Origin of the sequence: Microbacterium sp. RURRCA19A (assembly GCF_900156455.1) — a bacterium.
Lineage (GTDB): Bacteria > Actinomycetota > Actinomycetes > Actinomycetales > Microbacteriaceae > Microbacterium.
This window is the reverse complement of the sequence record NZ_FTNQ01000004.1, coordinates 220,192-243,517: the sequence shown is the minus strand read 5'-3', so window position 1 is coordinate 243,517 and position 23,326 is coordinate 220,192. Positions and strand designations below refer to the sequence as shown.

The following is a 23,326-nucleotide window of genomic DNA, read 5'->3' as shown; positions in this document are numbered from 1 at the left end:
GACACTCGGGTGGAAGACTCCAGCAGAAGCCCTCAACGAGCAGATAGAGTCCATCGAACAAGCTGGTGTTGCGACGATCGATTGAGACCGGTCTGAGATCCTCTGTCAGTGTGAAGCACGCAGCCAGCGACGTTCCCGCGCCGCGCGACGGCGTTAGCGACCGCGTCGACCGCGAGACGAGCTTTCATCCGGTCGCTGATCGAGTACCCCACGATCCGGTTACTGAAGACGTCTTTGATCGCGCAGAGGTAGAGCGTGCCTTCCCCGGTCTTGTGTTCCGTGATGTCGCTGAGCCAGAGCTGGTTCGGCGCATCCGCGGTGAACTCCCGGCGCACGAGATCATCGTGAACGGGTGGGCCGGGACGCCGCCCCTTCCCGCGGCGACGCTTCCCGAACGCGGACCACCAGCCGTTGTCGCGACAAATCCGCCACGCTGTCCGCTCCGCCATGGCCTCACCCGCGTCGCGGGCCTCATCCAAAAGGAATCGGTAGCCGAACTCGGGATCGTCGCGGTGCGCGTCGAAGAGCGCGTTCGCACGATACGCCGCGACGAGTTCGGCATCCGTGATCGGGTTCGCCAGCCACCGGTAGTAGGGCTGACGAGCGAGCTTGAGCACCCGGCACGTCACCGCAACGGGAACACCGTCAGCGGCGAGCTCGGTCACGAGCGGGTAGAGCCTTTTCCCGGCAGGTTCGCCTGCGACAGATACGCCGCCGCCCGCCGCAGCACCTCGACCTCTTGCTCCAGCAACCGGATCCGCTTCCGCGCCTCCCGCAGCTCGGCACCCTCGGACCGCGTTACACCCGGCGTCGTGCCCTCCTCGACCGCGGCACGTCGCATCCACTTCGTGAGCGTCATCGGATGGACACCGAAGTCAGCCGCGATCTGCTCGATCGTCACGCCGGGTTCGCGATTCCTGGCGACACGCACAACGTCATCACGGAACTCGCTCGGATAGGGCTTGGGCACAATGACATCCTTCCAGGGCACCCTCCCGGGCAACCCAACTCAGATGTCACCTACCGATGCAGCAGACCCCACGTGTGAGCACACAGAGTGGCATGGAAGGTGCGGCCGCAGAACGCGGAGCTCACCTCGCCCCACCCCGCGCTCGAAGCCGCACACCGGCACCCATGAGGTGCTTGCGCACACAGGCGTAACTCACCCCGAACTCCTCCGCGATGCTGCCCATCGCCCATCCCCGCTCGTACCGATCCACAAGGTCCCGTACCTGCTCACTCGTCAGCTGTGAACCCTGCGGCCCACGAGACCTCACCGGCTCCCCCACCGCGACCAGCAACCGCTGCACCTTGTTCGGGCTGAAGCCATGCCGACGACCGATGACTGCAAGCGTCTCCCCTGCTCGATACGACGCAACGATCGCATCCTTGACTGCCAGAGGTACGGCATCCGGATCCTCGCGCGATAGCCCGAGACGCTTGATGAGGTTGTCGAGGGTCGTCCGATGGACACCGAGCTTCATTGCTAGATCCGCGATCGGCTCGCCCTGCTCGTAACCCTCAACGAACGCCATCTTCTCGTCGTCGGTCAGCTGCCGAGCCTTCCGAGGCAGACTTCGCCGCGCATCCGGGCGCCGGTCCGGCCCCGCGGTCGCCAACCTACGGAGGTGGGACGCCCCTCCCGATTTATTCGAGTACCACTGAACGAGGCCCACCAAACTACCGAACTTCAACACGAAATAACCCCTTTACCGGGGTTATTTTTGCGTTCTGTAGGTCCGGTCGCCCGTCCGGTCGGTACAGGCTGAAATCAGGACTGACCTCTGTTATTAATTTTTCTAGTCAGCCATGTGGGGTGTCGTCGGTACATTCGGTCGGGCGATTGGCTACGGTGTTGGATGTACCGATGGTGTTGTCGAGACGGCAACAAAGCGCGGCGCTAGACTTGACGACTGTCAGGCGGCTGTCATAATTGGCCTCAGTATGAAGATCAGTCATGTAGCTATTCGCAATTATCGGAGCCTCAAAGAAGTCGACATCGTTGTTGACGATTACTCTGTCCTAGTCGGAGCGAACGGCGCGGGTAAGTCATCAGTGCTCTATGCTCTCGATTGGTTTTTCAACGGCCGGGCTCTATCTCCTTCTGACGTGCATGGGTATGTTGAGGGGACCACTGAAGACGACAACTGCTTCGTTGAAGTGACTGTGACGTTCCGTGACCTCACTATCCACGACAAAGCAAGGCTCCAACAGTACGGGCGCGGTACAACCGCTACGTTCCGGCGAACTTGGCGCCGCGGCTCGGGCGAGAAGGTTGTAGGTAATGCGCTGCAGGGGCCTGGCTTCGCGGATCTGAGAGCTATGACTCGCGTAACAGAGCTAAGACCCGCTTATCGCGCTCTTCGCGAAGAAGTTACCGGTCTTCCTGAACTGTCACCCTCGCCATCGAAAGATGATGTTTTAGCGGCGCTGAGCACATGGGAAGACGACTCGTCCCACCAGTCTCAGCTAGTCGCCGTGGAAGACTCCGATGCCAACCATATGTTCGGCATTAACGGCAGTAATGTCATAAAGGAGTGCGTGCGACTCGTTCTCATTCCGGCAGCAACCGACATCTCATCTCAGGTTGGCGACTCAGGAGGCAGGGGGTCAGCCCTAAACGGACTGATCGGCGCGGTGATGGCAGAGGCTGGAGCTCGCGCAACTGCGGAATGGCTAGCCGAGAATGAAGACGCAATAGTCGCACTTCAGCGACGGGTCCGTGATTCAGTTCAGAGTTCAACCCACGTGCAGGCGGAAAGGGTGAATAGCCGCCTCTCTAATCTGATCCCGAACGCTCAGCTTACACTGACACCATCGCTGCCAGATTGGACGCCGAAGGCAAATGCATCTGTGACGACCGACATAACTATCGATGGCGTGACAAATGACATTGCACGCCAGGGTCACGGCGTTCAGCGCGCTGTCATGATGTCGATGTTCGAGGCTTTGGTCCCAGATGATGTCCTTATGCGGAGCATTCATGAGCCGCGAGATGGTGAGAATGAGGAGGAGACGGAAGCTCGTTTACAAGATGAGCTAGACCGCCTCCCGAATCTCATCGTATGTATCGAGGAACCAGAGATCTATCAGCACCCTATACGAGCCCGTACATTCGCGCGGACTTTGACCGAACTTAGCGGCCAGAGCAATGCCCAGGTGATTCTCGCGACGCATAGTCCGTACTTCGTCCGCCCCGACCAGTTTTCGTCTCTTAGGCGTTTCACTCTCAGCGGGGGGAAGACCACTGTTGCGCATACCAACGCTGAAGCGCTCGAGGCAGCTACCGGAATTGACGCCGCAAAAATATCTAAGATTGTGGACAAGCGCGTTCCTACTGAATTTTCGGAGGGATTCTTCGCTGACTCAGTGGTGCTCGTAGAAGGAGACACCGACAGAGCAGTGATTGAGGCCGTTGCGTCCCGGATGGGCCTCGACCTAGACGCGCGCGGGGTCTCGGTCATAGAAGTCTCTAGCAAGGAAAGCTTGCGTATCCCATGCGAAATCTTCAGCGCGCTAGGTGTGCCGACATACATCGTTGCCGATGCCGACTTCCTGGGAGCTCAAAGGAAATATCCTGACGATGAAATTCTTCGAGAAGATGCTCACCAAAACCACCTTCGTTCCACCAACCTCGTGCTGTCATGGGTTCGCGGGGCTGACGGCGTCGTAGGTTCTAGTACGTTCGCGTTCGGAGACGCTAGTTCGTCGAGTCCCTACGTAACCTTCTGGCACGACGATCTCGAAACCGAACTGTCGAGCTGGGCCAGTTTCAACACCGCGCTGGTTGCTGAAGGCAATGCCCTTCGAGTCAAGAATCTTTACGCCTACCGGAGCGCCGTTATGGACGCGGACCTTGCTGATCTACCCGACGCATTGCGCACGGCAATCGAGGTGATGGCTGCGTTCGGTCACCCACCTCAGGTTGAATAAGGAGGTTGACGTCCAGGGTTGAGAGGCGCATAGTCAGCAATATCTATGCCGCGCATCACCAACTCGGACTACCTCGCACACCGAAAAACCCTTCCTGACAATTGGAAACGTAGCGAGCAAGGCTGGTCCAAACTAAATTTCGAAGACCAGTGCACACTGCACGAGTACTACGAACCCAGCATGGACTTCACGGACGATCAGGCCATCGCGTATCGTCAAGCGGTCACAGCGAAGTGGCCGAGCCTCCCCCACCGTGCTGGCAAGGCGTACGCCGAGTTCACCAAGATCATCGCGCGGCTCGAAGCCACACCACCGCCACCGAAAAAGACTCCCGGCCGGAGGCGCACGAACAAGTCATACGTCATCCGCACCGAAGGACTCGTTAGACCAGATGTGGACTTCGACAAGTTAGCCCGTGTCCTGCTCGCCATCGCGCGAGACAAAGACGAGAAGAAGGCCGCCTAGTCACCGCGCTCCCCCGCGCGTCCGCATCTGAACGCCTGCCTCTATCAAGCACGATCTGGTCTGCGCGTAGCTAACACCCGTCGACGCTGCGATAGCTGCGATCGCCTCACCCTGCTCATACCGCGAGACAATCTGCTGGATCTGCTCGCTCGTAACCGCCGGCTTCTTCGGGCCACGTGGGCGGATCGGTTCACCCATCGACACGAGCAGCCGCTGCACCTTGTTGGCGCTGAATCCGTACTCTTCGCCGATCGCAGCCAAGGACTTCCCTATTCGGTACATCTCAACCAGCGAGTCACGTACCTCCGCCGGCACCTCATTCGGATCGACGCGGTTCAGCTTCAGACGAGCAACCAACATGTCGAGCGTCGTGCGATGCACCCCTAGTTGCCGAGCCAGATCCGCAATCTGCTCTCCCCGCTTGTAGCCCTCAACGAACACCATCTTCTCCGCGTCAGTCAGACGTCGAGCTTTGCGAGGTACGGGGCGGCTGGCCACTGCCACCCGGCTTGGCTTCAGATTGGCCAGCTGACGGAGCTTCGCCGCCCCTGTCGAATTATTCGAGTACCTCTCAACAAGGCCCACCCTGTAGGAGCTACTCGAACATTTATCGTCCGAAGAACCTATGCAACGGGATCAGCGTCCCGTCGCGGGACGTAGCTTGACGCCCTGCGCCTTCAACGCCAACCGGATCGTGTCCTGCTTGAGCGACAGCTGCGCAGCAACCTGAGACAGCGACCGTCCAGATTCGTAGAGCGCCGCGGCCTGCGACACCTGCTCCGGCGTTAGCGATTGCCGCCGAACCACCACGTTTGCTTCACGCAGAACACTGAGGATGGTGGACTTCGCGACTCCGTACTCACTAGCGAGCGCGATGGACGTCTCCCCTGCCTCATAGCGCTGCGCCACAAGGACACGCTCGGACGGGGTGAGGCGCTTCCAGCGACGAGCCACCGGCCCCCTCGGCTCAGCTCGAGGCTCTGGCTCCGATAGAATCGAAGCCAGTCTTAGTCGGTCTACCCGTGTTGCGGAATTTTGGGAACAGAGGGTGACTAGGCCGACCGCAGAGAGGCTCCTCCTTCGGGGGGAGCCTCTCGTGTACCGAGATACCGACCACACCGGCCGCTAGGAGCACCGTGCCCGATACCTCGCCCCGTCTCGTCGCCTTCGACCTCGACGACACCCTCGCCCCGTCGAAGACCGCGATCGACCCGCGCATGGGCGATCTGCTGCTGGCGCTCGCCGAGCGGGTCGAGGTCGCGATCATCTCGGGGGGTCAGCTGCAGCAGTTCAAGACCCAGGTCGTCGAGCGCCTCCCCGAGACCGAGGCGGCACTGCTGTCGCACCTGCACCTCATGCCGACGTGCGGCACGCAGTACTACCGCCTCAACGCCGACGGCGTCCAGACGGTCTACGCGCACTCGCTCACCGATGACGAGAAGTCGCGCGCCCTCACCGCCGTCCGCGAAGAGGCCGAGCGGTTGGGCCTGTGGGAAGCCGAGCCCTGGGGCGAGATCCTCGAGGACCGCGGCTCCCAGATCACGTTCTCCGCCCTCGGCCAGAGCGCACCGCTCGAGGCCAAGATGGCGTGGGACCCGACCGGCGAGAAGAAGAACAGCCTCCGCGAGGCGGTCGCCGCCCGCATCCCCGACCTGGAGGTGCGCTCGGGCGGGTCGACGTCGGTCGACATCACCCACCGCGGCATCGACAAGGCGTACGGCATGCGCAAGCTCGCCGAGGCCACCGGCATCGACCTCGACGACATGCTGTTCGTCGGCGACCGTCTCGACCCCGACGGCAACGACTACCCGGTGCTGGCCATGGGCGTCGAGTGCCACGCGGTGCACGGCTGGGAAGACACCGCCGACTACCTCGAGGCGCTCATCCCCACCCTGCCCGGGCGGGACTGACCCGCTCCGGCGCGATCGCGGCGCCGCGCCGACCCGGGAGAACCCCCGGTTCTCAGAGGATCTTGCCGATCGGCTCGCGCTTCTCCGCCTGGAAGCGGTCCTCGGTGCGCCCGTACGCCCAATAGCCCGACAGCGACACCTGCGCCCGGTCGAGCGCCCAGTCGGTGAAGAACACATCGCGCAGGGCCTTCATCGCCTCCCGCTCGCCGTGCGCGAAGACCTGACCGCGCCCGTCCGGCACCGGCCACGCGGCGACGGCCTCGACCAGGACGCGGGACGTTCCCGCAACGGCTGCACCGCGGTGCAGCCACACGACCTCGACGCCGTCGGGGACGACGAGCGCGATCTCGTCGTCCGGGCCGCCGACCTCGAGGAACGCCGTTCCGCGTGCGTCGGCGCTCAGCGCTTCGAGCGCCGCCGCGATCGCCGGCAACGCCGACTCGTCTCCCGCGAACAGGTGCCACGATGCCGCGAGGTCGGGGGCATAGGCACCGCCGGGCGAGGCGACGACCAGTCGGTCGCCCGGCTGAGCGCGAGCCGCCCAGGGGCCTGCGAGTCCTTCATCGCCGTGCACGACGAAGTCGATCGCCAGATCGTCGCCCGCGACCTCGCGCACGGTGTACGTCCGCGTCACCGGCAGATCCTCCGGAGCGAGACTCTCGCGCAACGCCACCATGTCGTACGGCGGCTCCAGGCCCAACTCGGGCTTGACGAAGGTGATCTTGACGTAGCGATCGGTGTGCGGGCTCTCGCGGAACGCGGTCAGATCGGCGCCGCGCGCACGGACGCGCACCAGGTGCGGCGTCAGCCGTTCGGTCGAGACGACCTCGAGCACGTGCTGGGGGCGCGGTGGGCGCGCGGGACGGTCGCTCATGCGGCATCCATTCCGTTGACGTCTTCCCGAGCGCGCAGCACGTGCGCGACCTCGGCCGAATAACCCGCGATGTGGGCGCGGACGAGATCCCGCGCCGTGGCACCGTCGCCCGCCTCCACGGCGGCGACGATCCCCCGGTGTTCGGCGCGCAGCCGCGCCGACGTCGACTCCCAGTCGTCGAGCAGGGCCGCCCCGGCCTGGGTGTACGACTCGATCGAGCTGCGCAGCCCCGCCATCATCGCCGCGACCACCGCGTTGCCCGACGCCTCGGCGAGCGCCTGGTGGAAGCGGGCGTCGAGGGCGAGGAACTCCTCCCGACGCAGGGCGTCGGCGTCCATGGCATCCAGGATGCCGTCGACCTCGGCGAGGTCGGCTCCCGCACCCGCGAGCGTCTCGGCGATGTCGGACTCGAGCACGATACGGGTGCGCACGACATCGGCGAGCGGGAATCCGTTGGCCGCGACCTGGAGACGCAGGAAGGCGGCGAGCCCTCCGCGCGGCGTCGTCACGATCATCGCGCCCGAGGACGGCCCCGAGCCAGTGGCGGTGCGGACGACGCCGAGCACCTCGAGAACGCGAATCGCCTCCCGCACGCTGGAGCGGCCGACGCCGAGCTGGGCGGCGAGTTCGCGCTCCGGCGTCAGACGGTCACCCGGCGCGAGACGCCCCTCGCGCAGGTCACCCTCGATGCGCTCGAGTACGACCTGCCACGCACGCAGTTCGGAATCCGGCACGGCATCCCTTCCGACGACCCCAGACCGCTGTGGCCTGACCACACCACCCTACGCGGGGCGCACTCCGGCGTCGGCGGGGGTTGCGTACCCGGCGGGGTTGCGGGTCTGCCAGTTCCAGTAGTCGCGGCACGCATCGTCGATCTCGAGACGCGTCCGCCAGCCCAGCACCTCGGCCGCCTTGGCCGGGTCGCAGTAGGTCGCCGCCACATCGCCCGGGCGACGATCGAGGATCTTCTTCGGGAGGTCGTGCCCGACCGCCTTCTCGAACGACGAGATGAGCTCGAGCACGCTGACCGGACGACCGGTGCCGAGATTGAACACCTGGTGCCCCGGCTGCGCCTGCTCGAGAGCCACCACGTGCCCCTCGGCGAGGTCGACGACGTGGATGTAGTCGCGCAGGCCCGTGCCGTCGGGGGTGTCGTAGTCGGCGCCGAAGACGCCGATCTCGTCGAGCGAGCCGATCGCGACACGCGAGACGAACGGCATGAGGTTGTTCGGGATGCCGGCGGGGTCCTCGCCGATGAGACCGGACGGGTGCGCACCCACCGGGTTGAAGTACCGCAGCACCGTGACGTTGAGGTCGGGGTTCACGCGGGCGACGTCGGCGAGAACGACCTCGTTCATGCGCTTGGACTTGCTGTACGCGTTCGACAGGTCGATGCTCGTGGTCGACTCCTCCGTGAACGGCAGGTCGGCCGGGTCGGAGTACACCGTTCCGGTGCTGGAGAACACGAACGAGCGGATGCCGCGGGCGATACCGACCCGCAGCAGCGCGAACGTGGTGTCGAGGTTGTTGGAGTAGTACTCCAACGGCTTCTGCGTGGACTCCCCCACGGCCTTGAAGGCGGCGAGATGGATGATCGCGTCGATCGGGCCGTACTCGTCGAACACGGCAGCGACGACCGCGTCGTCAGCCGCGTCGCCCACGACGAGCGGGGCCGGCTTGCCGGTGATCTTCTCCACGCGCTCGGCGGCGACCGCGTGCGTGCCCGACAGGTCGTCCAGCAGGACGACGTCGTGGCCGGACTCCAGGAGGGCGACGGCCGTGTGTGTTCCGATGTAACCGGCACCGCCGGCCAGAAGTACGCGCATGTCTCCAGGCTATCGGCCCCGGAGGACAGGGACCGCCGCGTCAGCGTCCGTCGAGCCGACCACCGGACTCGCGCAGGTAGCACGAGGCGCACATCGACTCGTACGTCACTTCGCCCGAGATCTGCGCCTCGTCGATGGCCACCTGATCACCGTCGAAGACGAAGCGCCCGCCCACCAGACGCGCGTTGAACAGCGCTTTCCGTCCGCACCGGCAGATGGTCTTGAGCTCTTCGAGGCTGTGCGCGATCTCGAGCAGACGCGCCGAGCCCGGGAACGCCTCGGTGCGGAAATCGGTGCGGATGCCGTAGGCGAGCACCGGGATGCCGTCGAGCACCGCGATGCGGAGGAGATCGTCGACCTGCGCCGCGGTGAAGAACTGCGCCTCGTCGACGAGGAGGCACGCCACCGGCGCCTTCCCGGCGGCTTCGTGGAAGACGGCGCGCAGGTCGTGGTCGGGTCCGACGAGGAAGTCGACCGGGCGGCTGACACCCAGGCGGCTGTCGATCTGGTCGGCGCCCTTGGTGTCGATCTCGGGCTTGGCCAGAAGGACCCGCTGCCCCCGCTCCTCGTAGTTGTACGCCGCCTGCAGGAGCGCCGTCGACTTGCCGGAGTTCATCGCTCCGTAGCGGAAGTACAGCTTCGCCATGGATGCGTCAGGCGTTGATCGCGAGCGCCTGGGCCGTGGCATCCAGTTCTGCGCGCGCCGCATCGGGACGCGTGTTCAGCGTCTCGCCGTAGCTGGGGATGAGCTGGCGGAGGCGGGGCTCCCACTCGGGCATGCGCTCGGGGAAGCAGGTCTTGATCAGGCCGAGCATGATCGAGACGGCGGTGGACGCCCCCGGCGAGGCGCCGAGGAGGCCCGCGATGGAGTGATCGGCCGAGGTCACGACCTCGGTGCCGAACTGCAGCACACCCCCCTTGTCTTTGTCGCGCTTCATCACCTGCGCGCGCTGGCCGGCGTCGAGCAGCTCCCAGTCCTCGGCCTTCGCGGTGGGCATGAACTCGCGGAGGCTGTCGACCTTCTTCGCGTGGGTCTTCAGCAGCTCGCTGACGAGGTACTTGATGAGGCCGGGGTTGTCGACCGCGACCTTCAGCATCGGGAAGAGGTTGTGCGGCCGCACCTGGGTGACGATGTCGAGCATCGACCCGTTCTTGAGGAACTTCGGGCTGAAGGTCGCGAACGGTCCGAAGAGAAGCGAGGTCTCGCCGTCGACGACACGGGTGTCGAGGTGCGGCACCGACATCGGGGGCGCGCCCACCGACGCCTGCGAGTACACCTTGGCCTTGTGCTGCGCGACGATCGCCGGGTTCGAGGTCTTCAGCCACTGCCCGCCGATCGGGAAGACGCCGTAGCCCTTGATCTCGTCGATGCGCGAACGCTGCAGGAGCTTCAGCGCCCAGCCGCCCGCGCCGACGAACACGAACTTCGCGGTGATCGTGCCGGGTGTGTGACCGATCGTGTGGCGGTAGGTGACGTCCCACCGTCCGTCTTTGCGCTTCTTGAGCTTCTTGACCTCGTGGTTGGTCACGACCTCGACGCCCTTCTCGCGGAGTCCCGCGAAGAGCTGGCGCGTGAGCGACCCGAAGTCGACGTCGGTGCCCGCGGGCACACGCGTGGCCGCGAACGGCTCACCCTTGCGGCGCTTCTGCATGAGCAGCGGCGCCCACTGGTTGATGACGCGCGAGTCCTCGCTGTACTCGATGCCGGCGAACAGCGGCTGCTGCTTCAGCACCTCGTAGCGCTTGCGGAGGTACGCGACGTCCTTCTCGCCCCGCACGAAGGTCATGTGCGGGGTGGGGTTGATGAACGTGGAGGGCTCGTCGAGGACCCCCTCCGACACCAGCGAGGCCCAGAACTGACGGCTCTGCTGGAACTGCTCGTTGATCGCGACGGCCTTCGACGGGTCGAGAGTGCCGCCGGGGTTGTCGGGCATGTAGTTGAGCTCGCAGAGCGCCGCGTGCCCGGTGCCGGCGTTGTTCCACGCGTTCGAGCTCTCCTGCGCAACGTCGCTCAGTCGCTCCAGCACCGCGATCTTCAGATCGGGCTGCAGATCCTTCAGCATCGTGCCGAGGGTGGCGGACATGATGCCGCCTCCGATGAGGAGAACGTCGACGTTTTCGGTCACTCGTCGATTCTAGGTGCGGGCTGCGAGGTGTCTCGACATCGAGAGATTCGACGGTTCGATATCGAGACAACCCCGGTCCGGTGGCATCCCGGATGCCGCGGATCAGGCGCGGGCGGAGAGCTCCTGAGCGACGAGCTCCGCGATCTGCACGGCGTTCAGCGCGGCGCCCTTGCGGAGGTTGTCGTTGCTGATGAACAGCACGAGGCCCTTGCCCTCGGGAGCGGACTGGTCGGCGCGGATGCGGCCCACGTAGCTCGGGTCGGTGCCGGCGGCCTGGAGCGGCGTCGGAACCTCCTCGAGGCGGACGCCGGGGGCGGTGGCGAGCAGCTCCCGCGCCCGCTCGGGCGTGATGTCCCGCGCGAACTCGGCGTTGATGCTCAGCGAATGACCGGTGAAGACGGGGACGCGCACGCACGTGCCGGCGACGCGCAGGTCGGGCAGCTCGAGGATCTTGCGGCTCTCGTTGCGCAGCTTCTTCTCTTCGTCGGTCTCGTTGAGGCCGTCGTCGACGAGGTTGCCGGCGAAGGGGATGACGTCGAAGGCGATCGGGGCGACGTACTTCTCGGGCTGCGGGAAGTCCAGCGCCGAGCCGTCGCGGACGAGCCGCTCGACGTCGCCCTGCGCGAGGACGCCCTCGACCTGACCGAGCAGCTCCTGCGCACCGGCGAGACCGGAACCCGAGACCGCCTGGTACGTGCTGACGATGAGACGCTCGAGACCGGCCTCGGCGTCGAGGACCTTCAGCACGGGCATCGCGGCCATCGTGGTGCAGTTGGGGTTCGCAACGATGCCCTTCTTCGCCGCGGCGATCGCGTGCGGGTTGACCTCGCTGACCACCAGCGGCACCTCGGGGTCCATGCGCCAGGCGCTGGAGTTGTCGATGACGAGCGCGCCGGCCTCGGCGAACCGCGGGGCGTGCGCCCGCGAGCCGGTGGCCCCGGCCGAGAAGAGCGCGACGTCGATGCCCGACGGGTCGGCGGTGGCGACGTCTTCGACGATGACCGAGTGCCCGCCGAAGTCCAGCGACGTACCCGCCGAACGGGCCGTGGCGAACAGGCGCAGCTCGCGGATCGGGAACGAGCGCTCGCCCAGAATCTCCAGCATGACGGAGCCGACCTGGCCGGTGGCGCCGACGACGGCGAGCGAGATTCCGGAATCGGAGATGCGGGTCATGCGAGTACCTCGGTGGTTCGGGTGATGGATGCCGCGAACGCGGCGTTCGGGTCAGGGTAGCGCGCGCGGTGGGATGGGTTCGCCGCTCGCGGGCCGAACTCCGGAGAATTCGACGGGGATTCGCCGCAGAATGGCGGGATCTCGCGGGTGTGGCTCAGCGCCGAGGAGGAAACTCAGGAGTTTCGCTCGGCGACCCGCAGCCCCGGACGCGCAGCTGCGAAGGTCAGCGGCCGGTGCCGGCGTGGACGGTCGCCTCGGCGTCGCCGTCCAGACCGTAGGCGGTGTGCACGAGTCGGGCCGCCTCGGCGAGGTCGACGCCACGGACGACGACCGAGATGCGGATCTCGGAGGTCGAGATCATCTCGATGTTCACGCCCGCGAGGCTCAGCGCCTCGAACAGCGTCGCGGAGACACCGGAGTGCGTGCGCATGCCCGCACCCACGACCGAGAGCTTGCCGATCTGGTCGTCGTGCACGAGGCTCTCGAACCCGACCTCGCTCTGCTCGGCGGCGAGCGCCTTGAGCGCCTGGGCGGCATCAGTCTTGGGGAGCGTGAAGGAGATGTCGGTGCGGCCCGTGGCGGCGGCGGAGACGTTCTGCACGATCATGTCGACGTTCGCGCCGGACTTCGCAACGATCTTGAAGATGTCGGCGGCCTTGCCGGGGACGTCGGGCACGCCGATGACGGTGATCTTGGCCTGGCTGAGGTCGGTGGCGACGCCGGCGACGATGGGCTCTTCCATGGCTTCTCTTTCGGGGACGAGTGCGGAGGTCTTCGAGGCGTCGAGCACCCACGTGCCCTCGCCCGAGCTGAACGTGGAGCGGGCGTGGATGAGCACGCCGTGACGGCGGGCGTACTCGACGGCGCGGATGTAGAGCACCTTCGCGCCGTTGGCGGCGAGCTCGAGCATCTCTTCGCTGCCGACGCGGTCGAGCTTGCGGGCGAGCGGCACGACGCGCGGGTCGGCGGTGAAGATGCCGTCGACGTCGCTGTAGATCTCGCACACGTCGGCGTTCAGGGCGGCGGCCAGCGCGACGGCGGTCGTGTCGGAGCCGCCGCGGCCGAGGGTCGTGATGTCGCGGGTGTCGCGGTTGAAGCCCTGGAAGCCGGCGACGATGACGATGGCGCCCTCGTCGAGCGCTTCGCGCAGGCGCACGGGCGTCACATCGACGATGCGGGCGGCGCCGTGGGTGGCATCCGTGATCATGCCCGCCTGGCTGCCGGTGAACGAGCGCGCCTCGAAGCCCATCGAGTGGATCGCCATCGCGAGCAGCGCCATCGAGATGCGCTCACCGCTGGAGAGCAGCATGTCGAGCTCGCGCGGCGCGGGGATCGGGGCGACCTGCCCCGCGAGGTCGAGCAGCTCATCGGTCGTGTCGCCCATGGCGCTGACGGCGACGACGACCTCGTGGCCGGCGCGGCGGGTGTCGACGATGCGCTTGGCGACGCGCTTGATGCTCTCGGCGTCGGCGACGGACGAACCGCCGTACTTCTGGACGATCAGCGCCATAAGAGGAACTCCCGGGAGGGTCGGGCGTCGGGATGCCACGACGGGGCGCTCGGATGCCACGCCCGAGGGTTCATCTTAGAGGCGCCCGCATGCCGCCGCCGCCATGCGGCGGGCACGGAGGCGTGCGCGGATAGGATCGTCGCGTTCCACCCCTCCCCTCGAGAGCGATCCGGATGCCCCCCACCCCCGCTCGATGGCTGTCGTCGTTGCGCCGTCTCGTCCACGCCGAGAACGCCCTCGCCCCCGAGACGCAGCTCCTCGCCGTCATCGACGAGACGCTCGCCACCCGCATCCTGGATCTCGCCATCCGCATCGGCGAGACGATGCTCGTGGTCGGAGCCTCCGCGAGCGATGTGACCGCGACGATCGTGCGGGTGAGCCGCGCGTACGGTCTGGACCCCGTCCACGTCGACGTCACGTACAACTCGGTCACGATCGCGCACAGCCTTCCCGGCGCGGCGCACCCCACGACCCTCCTGCGCGTCGTGCGCGGATCGGTGCCGGACCACGCCAAGCTGCAGCGTCTGCAGGCCCTCGTCGCCGAGGTCTCCGACGGCCTCGACCTGGACACGGCGATCGCCCGCTGCCGCGCGATCCGGCGCCTGCCGTTCCGGTACCGGCCCGCGGCCATCGTCGTCGCGCAGGCCACGCTCGCGCTCGGCGTCGCCGTGATGTTCGGGGCGAACTGGCTCGCCCTCGCACTGTCGTTCACGGCCGCAGCGCTCGCCGCGACGACGCAGCACCTGCTCGCGAAGGCCCGCGTGCCGTACTTCTTCGCGCAGATCGCCGGCGGGTTCGTCCTGACCGTCGTCGCCGCCGTCTCCCCGTTGCTCCGGTACACCGGACTCGACGCGGCCGAGACGATCCGCCCGTCGGTGATCGTGGCATCCGGGATCGTCCTGATGCTCGCCGGACTCACCGTGGTGGGCGCGGCCCAGGATGCCATCGACGGCTTCGCCCTCACCGCCACCGGGCGCATCCTCGAACTCACGACGCAGACGCTGGGCGTCGTGCTGGGGATCCTCGCGGGGCTGGAGACCGTGCGGGTGCTCGGGCTGGGGATGTCGGCGCCGTCGATGGCCCTGCCGCTCGGGCCGCTCCCCCTGCAGTTCGTCGGGGCTGCCGTCATCGCGATCGCCGTGGCGATCTACAACGGCGCCGGTGCCCGCATCGTGCTCGTCAGCGCGGGGCTGAGTCTCGTCGCGTGGGTCGGGTACACGGGCGCGTCGGCGATCGGGTTCGAGGTGGCCGCGGCCAGCGGTGTGGGGGCGTTCGTCGGCAGCTTCGTCGGCATCGTCCTGGCCTATCGGCTGCACGTGCCGTCGGTCGCCGTCACGACCGCCGCGATCCTGCCGATGGTCCCGGGGGCGGCGGTCTTCCGTGGGCTGCTGGGCGTCGTCGAGTCCGGCGACGACGCCGCCGTGCTCATGACCGGGGTGACGACCCTCGCGGGGGCCGCGACCATCGGCATCGCGCTCGCGGTCGGCGCCTCGCTCGGCATCTACCTCGGTCAGCCGGTGCGCGCGACGCTCTCCGGTGTCGTGCGATCCCGGGCGCGGGCGCGGCGGTAGCAGGTCGCGCGCCGCGGGGCGCGGCGATCAAGGACAGGAACCGGGTTCTCGTCCTTCGGCGGTGTCGGATGCGGCCAGGTCGGCGTCGTACTCCAACCGGAGGCGCTGGTCGGCCACGCGCACGTCGCGCACGTGCAGGAAGCGGGGCAGCAGCTCGGCCACGCAGACCGGAGCGGGCTGCAGCGCGGCGAGGTCGACGCCCGTCTGTGCGGCGACCTCGTCGACCGAGAGGGTCTTGTCGCCGATCGTGACGGAGGAGAAGGTCGCGCCGAGCCGTTCCTTCTCGAACCGCGGTGTCATGGAGACGCTCACGCTCACTGCCGTCGTCCCACCCGGCGCGGAGCCGGTCATGACCATGTCTCCGCCGGAGAAGCCCACGCGCATCACGCCCTGGTACTCGGCCGGGACCATCAGCGCCGTCGCCTGCGCCGCAGAGAGGGTGACCGCCCCCGCGGCACGGTCCGCCGTCCAGCCGTCGCCGTCCGGGCGCACCCCCTCGATGAAGACCGTCAGATCCGCATTGGCCGGGCCGGTCGGAAGGCTGTAGACCGTGATGGTGGCGTTGTCCACGCCCCCGCCGAGTTCCTGCAGAAGCACGGATCCCGCGATGTCGACCTGGACGCGTTCGCTGTCCGGGAGGGCGAGGCTGCTCCGGACCCCCGCGGCGACCGTCCGTTCGGTCTCCGCCCGGAGAACCGTCTCCGCGATCGCGCCGAGGCTCACCAGCAGCACGAGCAGGAGTCCGGCGAGGACGACCGCTCGCAGACCCCAGCGCGCCCCGTCCGACTCGGGACGCTCGACCGGCGGCGGGGCGGGCAGCACGTCGGTCCGGTCGGCGACGACGGTCATGCGCGCTGCCTCATCCGAATCGGCCGTTCACGTAGTCGTAGGTCCGCGGGTCGATCGGGGAATCGAACATCGCCTCGGTGTCGCCGTGCTCGACGATGTGACCGGGCTGCCCCTGGGATGCCAGGAAGAACGCGCACTGCTGCGACACGCGCTGCGCCTGCTGCATGTTGTGCGTGACGATGACGATCGTCAGCTCCTTCTGCAGCTCCCCCATCGTCTCCTCGATCACGCGGGTGGAGGTCGGATCGAGTGCGGAACACGGCTCGTCCATCAGCAGCACCTTGGGCTTGATCGCGAGCGATCGCGCGATGCACAGGCGCTGCTGCTGCCCGCCGGACAGACCGCCGCCGGGCGCCCGCAGGCGATCCTTCACCTCTTTCCAGAGGCCCGCCGAGGTCAGCGAGCGCTCCACGAGGTAGTCCTTCTCGTCGCGCGATGCGCGCATGCCGGTGAGCTTCAGCCCCGCGATGACGTTGTCGTAGATCGACATGGCGGGGAACGGGTTCGGCTTCTGGAAGACCATGCCGATGTGCTTGCGCGCGTCGATCAGGCGGTGCCCCGGGTCGTAGATGTCATCGCCGTCCAGCCGCACCTCACCGGCGAGGGATGCCGACGGCACCAGCTCGTGCATGCGGTTGAGGATGCGCAGGAACGTCGACTTGCCGCACCCCGACGGACCGATGAGGGCGGTGACCTGACCCGCCGGCATCGTGAGCGAGACGTCGAGGAGCACCTGGTGGTCGCCGAACCACGCCGAGATGGAGTGCGCGTCCAGCTCGGACAGCTCCGGGGTGTCCGCCAGCCGGCGCTCGGCCGCGGCGAGTCGTTCGGATGTCGCCGACGCCCCGCCGAGAAGCGACACCGTCGATGCCCGGACGGACGCGGCGGGCACCGAGTAGCCCGCGGACGTCGTGGCGTACGCACCGACGTCCGGTGAGATCGCGTCGGCCGTCCCGGGGGCGGGGATCACGCTCGTGACGTCATCCGCACCGGCGACGGGCACCTCCGACCCACGACGGCCGAAGAGCGCGCCCCGGCGGGCCCGGCGGTGCGAGATGCCCAGCCCCGCGCGGGTGGCATCCGGAGCCGTCCCCGCGGGGGGATCACCGGCGGGAGAGGGGTCCAGGTCCTGCAGCACGGCCACGTCCTCGGCGCTCAGCACGTCGGTCATGAACGGGTCGGAGGCGGCATCGCCGTGCGCGGCGGCAGCACCCTCGGGATCGGGATCGCGGCGGTCGGTCATGTTCGGCTTTCGGCTCAGAGGAGGTTGGGAAGGAGTCGGATCAGCTGGTCCGAGACGAAGACGCTCGCCAGCAGCAGGACGGGGGCGAAGACGATCCACGTCTTCTGCCACCCGACGCGGCGGTACGCCCACACCGCCACGAGCTCGGCGACGACGAGGAACTGCAGCGCGAAGACCAGCGCCCACACGGTCGTCGCATCCGTCGCCATCGCCGTGGCCTGCGGCGGCAGCGACAGGGACGTCGTCTGGCGAGCACCGGTGGCCTTCGCGGGACCGGTGGCCTTGGCATCCACGTAGACGACCCCGGTCGGCAGGTACGGGGCCCCGCGCGCGGCCATGAGGATCAGGCGGCTCTCGCCGCGCACCGGTGCGGGCGGGGTCGGATCCCCGGCGTAGCGGACGCCCAGCACCTCGAACGTCTGCTCGCCCTGCCCCGTGCGCACGGTGAAGCCCTCGCCCGGCTGGAGCGTCTGGATGCCGCCGAACGGTCCGCCGAACGCCGCGCTCCGGCCCATGATGACGCTCACACCGGCCTGCCCCGGCAACACGGTGTCGCGGCGGTGACCGGGCCCCTGCATCAGGACGCTCGAGGTCGTGCCCTCCGACACCACCTCGTCGACGCCGAGCTGCGGGATCGACAGCAGGGCGACGGGCACCCCGTCGCCGAGCAGATGGTCGTCGAAATCGCCCTCGCTCACCGGGGCGGTCCCCGCCGACAGCTGGGCGCGGAAAGTGTCGCGGAGTTCCTGCTGCGAGGCGAAGTGCGTGATGTGGCTGACCAGCAGGACGTTGCCGAGGAACACCAGCATCAGGACCGAGATCGACACGAGCGTCCCCCGCAGGAACACCTGCACGGGCGTGAGGGGCGCGTACTGCGGTCGGCGACGCGGGGGACGACGCGGAGGCTTCGGCGGGCGCGGCGGGAGGGAACGCGGGGGCGCCACGGCGGCACGATCTTCCTGGAGGGTCACGTCGTCGCCGCCACGGGGACCGGGGGCAGAGCGTCGCGGACGACCCGGACGATCGCCCAGGCGACGGCGAGGACCACCACGATCGACAGGATCAGCCACGGGAACAGCAGGAAGAACCCGTCACGCGTGACCGGCGCCAGTGCGGTGCCGTCGACCGACTCCGGCGGGGTCAGCGTCACGTGGCCCGTGAGCAGCGTCCACTGGCCGGCCCCGTGCAGCGACGCCGCGACGACGCGGGTCTCACCGGGGTGGAGGGCCGTGATCGCCACCTCGCTGGTGGTGTCGAGTCGGTTGGAGAACAGGGCTCCGTCGAGGGAGAACTCCGCGGTCGCGTCGATGACCGACTTCGAGGCGTTGCGGACGGTGAACCAGAGATCGACCGTGCCGTCGCCGGGATTCACGGACGGAGCGGTGGATCCGTTCAGGCCGCCGACGTACAGCATGCCGGCGACACTCACCTCGCCCGCGGGATTGGTCTCGGGCTGCGTCGTCCCGCCGCCGCTGCTCCCCGCCCCGGACGTGGTCCCCCCGGACGACCCTCCGACCGCCGATCCGGTACCCGGCCGCCCCGAACCCGCCGTCGAACCGCCGGATCCCGTGGACGTGCTCGCGGTCGGCGTGGGCGTGGACCCGTCGGTGATCGTCACGGACAGCGGGGTACCGGCATCCGCATCGTCGGCCGCGACCGCCGGGGCGGCCGCCCCCGCGACCGAGGCCAGCAGCACCGCGGCGACGACGAGCCGCGGCACGAGCGCACGACTGGGCCTCACGACGATCCCGACTTCGCGGCGGCGGCGAGACCCTCGGCCTCGGCGGCCGTCGCCCGCTCCATGTAGTCGACCCACTCCAGCGCGCGCTCTTCGTCACGGCGCCGGCGCCAGCGCAGCAGCAGGAAGATCGCCGCGGCTAGGGCGAGCAGGATCAGCAGCATCCAGGGCACCGCGAAGGTCACCGTGTCGCGGGTGATCGGCGAGACGGTCAGCTGCTGCGAACTGTCGGGCGAGTCGACGAACGGGTTCAGCACGGTCGACGGGTTGAGGTACAGCCACTGCCCGACACCGCCGACGGTGAACTCGTACGTCGCGGTGTTGCCGGGGAGCAGGACCGGGATGCTGCCGCCCTGCAGGCCCGTCGCGGGGAGGCCGAACCAGGTCGCGACCCCCGACGTGAGGTTGGCGGCGAGCGCCACATTGCCCGGGTTGGAGACGGTGTAGTGCAGCGTGACGCTGCCGCTGAACGGGTTCCACCAGTCGCCCTGGTAAGACGCGTCGTAGCTCGTGATGCTCAGCGCCGGCTGGAGCTCGCCGGACACGCGGGCGAAGATGGAGGTGGCGACGCGGCGGTCGACGCTGACCTGCTGCCCCTCCTCGATGACGGATGCCACGAGGCCTCCGACGTGATCGCCGGGCGTCGCGTCCGCGGGGAACACGATCGTGAACGGCAGGAGCCGGACCTCGTTCGGCTCGAGCGAGAACGTGATGCGGTCGCTGCCGTCGTCGAAGCGCAGCCACGCGCCGACGGACGTCGGGGTGTCGGCGGTCGCGAGGAGCGAGAACGCCCCGTCGCCGCCGTTGAAGGCGTCGGTGGCGAAGACCGTGAAGTCCTGACGCTGCGTCCCGGTGTTGCCGACGAGGACGCGGTCCGTGACCGACTGGCCGGGATCCGCGGTGTAGCTGAAGCGCGACCGGCCGTCGGGGCGGCCGTCCTCGCCGGCGGGACGGGTGGCGACCCCGACCGTCGCGGGGGTGGCGGCGGCATCGCCGTCATCGGCCCGCGCGGGGGCCGAGGGCGGAAGGAGGGCCAGCGTCGCCGCCAGGGCCAGCAGTGCGACGCCCAGAGCCGGGAGGCGGCGACGCGAGGTGAAGGAGAGCACGGTATATCTCCGCAGACTGCGGCGACGTAGGCATGTCGCGCGGGTGAACGAGGGCTGATCCGAGGGGATCGGAGGCGTATCGGCGCGGCCGCGAACCGAACGCACCGTGTGGGGAGATCGGAGACCGATCCCCCCACACGGGCTTACAGCGGGTCGAAGCGACCGTCAGCTCACTTGGAGGCGAGCGTGATGGTCAGCGTCGACTTGTAGTCACCGGTCTGGGCGTCCTTCGGAGCCTGGAAGGTGAGGTCGGCGTCGAAGAGCGCACCAGAGGTGAGCGTCGAGACCGCCGACGAGGTCGCCAGCTGCGAGCCGGTCCCCGTCGTGATGCCGGCCAGCGGGGTGTAGCCGGCGTAGAAGCCGGGCACCACGGTGAGGGCGGAGGACGGGATGACGTCGTTCGTGGCGTTCGTGAAGTCGCTCACCGCAGCGGTGAGGTTCCAGCCCTTGAGGACGTTGCGGTCGTCGACGACGGTGACCTTGCCGAGCTTCTTGGTGACGCTCGCGTTGCGCGCGACGTTGCCGAAGTCGACCTTGGTGGCCTCGGCGTTGAGCGACCACAGGTCGCTCGCGGTCACGGCGGCGGTCAGGTCGACCGAGTCGGTGAGGGTGTCACCGGCAGCGGAGACCTTCGTGAACGTGCCCCACGCCTGGACGGCGAACGTGCCGTCACCCGGGAGGGTGAGGGCGACGGTGTGGTCACCGGCGGGGAGGCTCGTGATGTCGACGACGGCGTTGCCGTCGGCGTCGGTCGTCACCGTGCCGAGGTTGGTCGGGTCGGACCAGGCCCACGCCGTCAGGGTCTTGTTGGCGTTGGCGATGCCGGCGGGAACCGTGACGGTCGTGTCGCCCTTGGCGGGGGCGGCGATCGTCACGTTGTGGGCGTCCGAGCCGGCCGGCTTGGTCGGGGCGGTCGGGGCCGGAGCCGCGACGGTGCCGCTGAAGGTCGCTTCGGCGTCGGGCGCGGTGCCGTTGCTCGCGACGATCGTGACGCTGTAGGCGCCCGCCGTGGTGGGCGTGCCCGAGACGACACCGGTGGAGGCGTCGAGCGCGAGGCCGGCGGGAAGCGCCGTCCCCGACTTGACCGACCAGGTGATCGGCGCGGTGCCGGTCGCGGCGAGCGTCTGCGAGAACGCGGTGCCGACCGTCGCGGCGTTCAGCGCCGTGGTGGTGATCGACGGAGCCGTCGCGGGCGCGGTCGGCGTCGCGAAGGTCCAGGTCGCCAGCTCGGGCTTGGCGTTGGCCGTGACCGTGATGTAGACGAAGTCGACCTCGAGCACCTGGTTGCCGTTGAAGAACGCGATACCGAGCGAGTAGTCGCCACCGGCCTGCGCGACCGCGGAGCTGCCCGAGGGCGAGCCGAGGCCGGCGCTGGTGTTGCCGCTGGGCATGGCGTTCGGGAGCAGGATGCCGCTGGGCGTCAGCCCCAGGGGGCCGTAGGCGTTCCACGCGTTGACGTTGGCCTCCTGGCCGCGCGGCGAGAGGAACTTGCGGACCTGGCCGGTGTTCTCCGGAACCGTGAAGACGCTGTTGTAGTCCTCATCGCTGGGGTCCGGCGAGAACAGCGCCGAGTCGTTCCAGCCGAGCACCGTGCCGGCGGGGATCTGGGTGCCGTCGAGGTCCGAGAGCAGGTAGACCGGGTGGGCGGAGCCCACCGTCGGGACGATCGCGGCCGACGCCGTGGCGGCGGGGACGATCGACAGCGCGGCGGCGGTCACCACGGCACCGAGGCCGAGGATGCCGCGCTTCGCGAGCGAGAGCTTCATGTGAGTTCGTGTCCGTTTCTCGTTTGTCGGGATCAGTTGTTGCGGGTGACGACGGTGCCGGTGGGAGCGCCGAAACCGAACTTGGCCTTGACGGCCTTCGTCGTGGTCGGCGAGCCCGAGGCGCCCCAGTAGGTGAGGCTCGAGGTGGAGGAGGAGTTGACCAGAGCGGCGACACCGGCGTCGTACGCCGCGTTGTCCGAGGTGATCTTGGCGGTCGGGACCACGATGTAGACCGTGCGGCCCCAGTCGGCGCTGTTGTAGTAGCTCGTGCTGGGGACGAGCGACGGAGCGGTGCCCGTGAAGGCGGCCACGCCACCGATGGCACCCACCGAGACACCCGAGAAGGTGTTGATGCGCGCCGCGCCGTTGGACTGACCGATGTAGTTGGCGACGGAGAGCGGGATGATCTGGATCTCGTTGTCGCCGGGCGTGAGGACACGACCGTCGTTCTCGGGGATCGAGTTGTTGCGCGTGTCGACCGCGGCACCGAGCGTGGTGGTGCTGAGGCCGATCTTGCCGAGGAAGGTGGTCCACGTGCCCGAGCTCGACTGGAGGCCGAGCGGCTTGAGCGTGAAGCCGGTGCCGGACAGGACCGCACTCGCCGACGAGCCCGAGGTCGCCGAGTAGATGCTGGTCAGCTGGTCCTTCGTCAGGTCGTTGATCGCGTTGGTCGCCGCCGCCGCGTTGGCGCCGCCGGTGGCGTTGCCGAGCTTGAAGGCGTAGCCGATGGCGTCCTGGCCGAACGGAACGTAGGTCAGGAGCGTGCCGGCGGTGCCACCGATCGACGAGCTGCGGGCGAAGTCGACCTGGTCCTTCACGTTGACGCTGTTGTAGGTGAAGGCCGAGCCGCTCACACCGCCGATGGAGGCGATGAGGGCGTTGCGACCGGCGCCCGAGCCGTTCGGGCGGTCGAAGACGGGGCCGAAGGCCTTCGTCTGGATGCTGCCGACACCGCCGGCGACGCCGAGCGTGAAGGCATCCCAGGATGCCAGCGACTTGCCGTTGCCGGACACCTTCACCGACGCGCCGGAGATGGTGGTGCCGTTGGCGAGGGCGCTGACGGCGTCCTGCAGGGTGTCGGAGCCGACGATCGAGTAACCGTCGGTGATCGGGTCGGCGTTGGCCGCCGACGCCATGCCGGCGCCGGCAAGGGCGACACCAACAGCCGCGCCGAACGCGACGATTCGCTTGAGCTTCATTTCTTCCTGTCTTTTTCGGGTGCAGAGGGTGGGTGCT

23 protein-coding genes are annotated in these 23,326 nt (G+C 68.1%); 4 read left to right on the top strand and 19 right to left on the bottom strand.

What is annotated here, in order from left to right:
* Nucleotides 1-32 precede the first annotated feature (32 nt).
* The 3 genes from BW982_RS18315 to BW982_RS15460 form a co-directional block, all read right to left on the bottom strand.
* Nucleotides 33-665 carry a DDE-type integrase/transposase/recombinase gene (locus tag BW982_RS18315; protein WP_076494782.1) on the bottom strand — a complete coding sequence of 211 codons (633 nt, stop codon included), beginning with the start codon at nucleotides 663-665 and terminating at the stop codon, nucleotides 33-35.
* Nucleotides 662-970, bottom strand: coding sequence for a transposase (locus tag BW982_RS18415; RefSeq protein ID WP_076494780.1), 309 nt, complete (start codon nucleotides 968-970; stop codon nucleotides 662-664). The genes BW982_RS18315 and BW982_RS18415 overlap by 4 nt, the downstream gene beginning before the upstream one ends.
* Before the next feature lie 121 nt (nucleotides 971-1,091).
* Entirely contained in the window at nucleotides 1,092-1,535 is a 444-nt protein-coding gene (locus BW982_RS15460) for a helix-turn-helix domain-containing protein (protein ID WP_076494777.1), read from the bottom strand.
* Nucleotides 1,536-1,944: 409 nt separating this feature from the next.
* Between BW982_RS15460 and BW982_RS15455 the strand changes: the two genes are divergently transcribed.
* On the top strand, nucleotides 1,945-3,933 hold the full coding sequence (locus BW982_RS15455; protein ID WP_076494776.1) for an ATP-dependent nuclease: 1,989 nt from the start codon (nucleotides 1,945-1,947) through the stop codon (nucleotides 3,931-3,933).
* A gap of 45 nt (nucleotides 3,934-3,978) precedes the next feature.
* Entirely contained in the window at nucleotides 3,979-4,398 is a 420-nt protein-coding gene (locus tag BW982_RS15450) for a hypothetical protein (RefSeq protein ID WP_139327494.1), read from the top strand.
* Here the strand turns inward: BW982_RS15450 and BW982_RS18410 are convergent, their stop codons facing one another.
* Nucleotides 4,399-4,842: a helix-turn-helix domain-containing protein gene (locus BW982_RS18410; RefSeq protein ID WP_076494772.1), complete on the bottom strand. Its 444-nt coding sequence runs from the start codon at nucleotides 4,840-4,842 to the stop codon at nucleotides 4,399-4,401. It abuts the gene before it with no gap.
* A 192-nt stretch (nucleotides 4,843-5,034) separates the two neighbouring features.
* Nucleotides 5,035-5,307: a helix-turn-helix domain-containing protein gene (locus BW982_RS15440; RefSeq protein WP_076494771.1), complete on the bottom strand. Its 273-nt coding sequence runs from the start codon at nucleotides 5,305-5,307 to the stop codon at nucleotides 5,035-5,037.
* 227 nt (nucleotides 5,308-5,534) lie between these two features.
* Here BW982_RS15440 and BW982_RS15435 point away from each other — a divergent pair, with 227 nt between their 5' ends.
* Entirely contained in the window at nucleotides 5,535-6,308 is a 774-nt protein-coding gene (locus BW982_RS15435) for an HAD-IIB family hydrolase (RefSeq protein ID WP_076494769.1), read from the top strand.
* A 52-nt stretch (nucleotides 6,309-6,360) separates the two neighbouring features.
* Here BW982_RS15435 and BW982_RS15430 read toward each other — a convergent pair whose 3' ends face one another.
* The 7 genes from BW982_RS15430 to BW982_RS15400 all read right to left on the bottom strand — a co-directional run bounded on the left by BW982_RS15430 (nucleotide 6,361) and on the right by BW982_RS15400 (nucleotide 13,817).
* Nucleotides 6,361-7,182 carry a siderophore-interacting protein gene (locus BW982_RS15430; protein ID WP_076494768.1) on the bottom strand — a complete coding sequence of 274 codons (822 nt, stop codon included), beginning with the start codon at nucleotides 7,180-7,182 and terminating at the stop codon, nucleotides 6,361-6,363.
* The gene (locus BW982_RS15425) at nucleotides 7,179-7,916 is read right to left on the bottom strand and encodes a FadR/GntR family transcriptional regulator (protein ID WP_076494766.1); all 738 of its coding nucleotides are present in this window, start codon (nucleotides 7,914-7,916) and stop codon (nucleotides 7,179-7,181) included. The genes BW982_RS15430 and BW982_RS15425 overlap by 4 nt, the downstream gene beginning before the upstream one ends.
* 48 nt (nucleotides 7,917-7,964) lie before the next feature.
* Nucleotides 7,965-9,008 carry a UDP-glucose 4-epimerase GalE gene (gene galE / locus BW982_RS15420; RefSeq protein ID WP_076494765.1) on the bottom strand — a complete coding sequence of 348 codons (1,044 nt, stop codon included), beginning with the start codon at nucleotides 9,006-9,008 and terminating at the stop codon, nucleotides 7,965-7,967.
* Nucleotides 9,009-9,048: 40 nt separating this feature from the next.
* On the bottom strand, nucleotides 9,049-9,654 hold the full coding sequence (locus BW982_RS15415; RefSeq protein WP_076494763.1) for a thymidine kinase: 606 nt from the start codon (nucleotides 9,652-9,654) through the stop codon (nucleotides 9,049-9,051).
* Nucleotides 9,655-9,661: 7 nt separating this feature from the next.
* Nucleotides 9,662-11,134, bottom strand: coding sequence for a malate:quinone oxidoreductase (locus BW982_RS15410; RefSeq protein ID WP_076494762.1), 1,473 nt, complete (start codon nucleotides 11,132-11,134; stop codon nucleotides 9,662-9,664).
* 102 nt (nucleotides 11,135-11,236) lie between these two features.
* Nucleotides 11,237-12,307, bottom strand: a complete 1,071-nt coding sequence (locus tag BW982_RS15405) for an aspartate-semialdehyde dehydrogenase (protein ID WP_076494760.1) — start codon at nucleotides 12,305-12,307, stop codon at nucleotides 11,237-11,239.
* A 223-nt stretch (nucleotides 12,308-12,530) separates the two neighbouring features.
* Nucleotides 12,531-13,817 (bottom strand): aspartate kinase, encoded by a 1,287-nt coding sequence (locus BW982_RS15400; protein WP_076494759.1) that lies wholly within the window; start codon nucleotides 13,815-13,817, stop codon nucleotides 12,531-12,533.
* A gap of 173 nt (nucleotides 13,818-13,990) precedes the next feature.
* Here BW982_RS15400 and BW982_RS15395 point away from each other — a divergent pair, with 173 nt between their 5' ends.
* Complete coding sequence (locus BW982_RS15395; RefSeq protein ID WP_076494757.1) at nucleotides 13,991-15,388, top strand: threonine/serine exporter family protein; 1,398 nt, start codon at nucleotides 13,991-13,993, stop codon at nucleotides 15,386-15,388.
* Nucleotides 15,389-15,415: 27 nt separating this feature from the next.
* On the opposite strand, the gene BW982_RS15390 is transcribed toward BW982_RS15395, so the two are convergent.
* The 7 genes from BW982_RS15390 to BW982_RS15360 all read right to left on the bottom strand — a co-directional run bounded on the left by BW982_RS15390 (nucleotide 15,416) and on the right by BW982_RS15360 (nucleotide 23,289).
* Complete coding sequence (locus tag BW982_RS15390) at nucleotides 15,416-16,237, bottom strand: LmeA family phospholipid-binding protein (RefSeq protein ID WP_076494755.1); 822 nt, start codon at nucleotides 16,235-16,237, stop codon at nucleotides 15,416-15,418.
* A 10-nt stretch (nucleotides 16,238-16,247) separates the two neighbouring features.
* A complete protein-coding gene (locus BW982_RS15385; RefSeq protein ID WP_303046690.1) occupies nucleotides 16,248-17,012 on the bottom strand; it encodes a phosphate ABC transporter ATP-binding protein in 765 nt (254 codons plus the stop codon).
* Between the two features lie 482 nt (nucleotides 17,013-17,494).
* On the bottom strand, nucleotides 17,495-18,451 hold the full coding sequence (locus BW982_RS15380; protein ID WP_254845618.1) for a sortase: 957 nt from the start codon (nucleotides 18,449-18,451) through the stop codon (nucleotides 17,495-17,497).
* Complete coding sequence (locus BW982_RS15375; protein ID WP_139327493.1) at nucleotides 18,448-19,221, bottom strand: hypothetical protein; 774 nt, start codon at nucleotides 19,219-19,221, stop codon at nucleotides 18,448-18,450. The genes BW982_RS15380 and BW982_RS15375 overlap by 4 nt, the downstream gene beginning before the upstream one ends.
* Complete coding sequence (locus tag BW982_RS15370) at nucleotides 19,218-20,324, bottom strand: hypothetical protein (RefSeq protein WP_076494751.1); 1,107 nt, start codon at nucleotides 20,322-20,324, stop codon at nucleotides 19,218-19,220. Before BW982_RS15370 ends, BW982_RS15375 begins: the two co-directional genes overlap by 4 nt.
* A gap of 170 nt (nucleotides 20,325-20,494) precedes the next feature.
* Nucleotides 20,495-22,090, bottom strand: a complete 1,596-nt coding sequence (locus BW982_RS15365; RefSeq protein ID WP_076494749.1) for an Ig domain-containing protein — start codon at nucleotides 22,088-22,090, stop codon at nucleotides 20,495-20,497.
* Nucleotides 22,091-22,122: 32 nt separating this feature from the next.
* The gene (locus BW982_RS15360; RefSeq protein ID WP_076494747.1) at nucleotides 22,123-23,289 is read right to left on the bottom strand and encodes a hypothetical protein; all 1,167 of its coding nucleotides are present in this window, start codon (nucleotides 23,287-23,289) and stop codon (nucleotides 22,123-22,125) included.
* Between the last annotated feature and the right edge of the window lie 37 nt (nucleotides 23,290-23,326).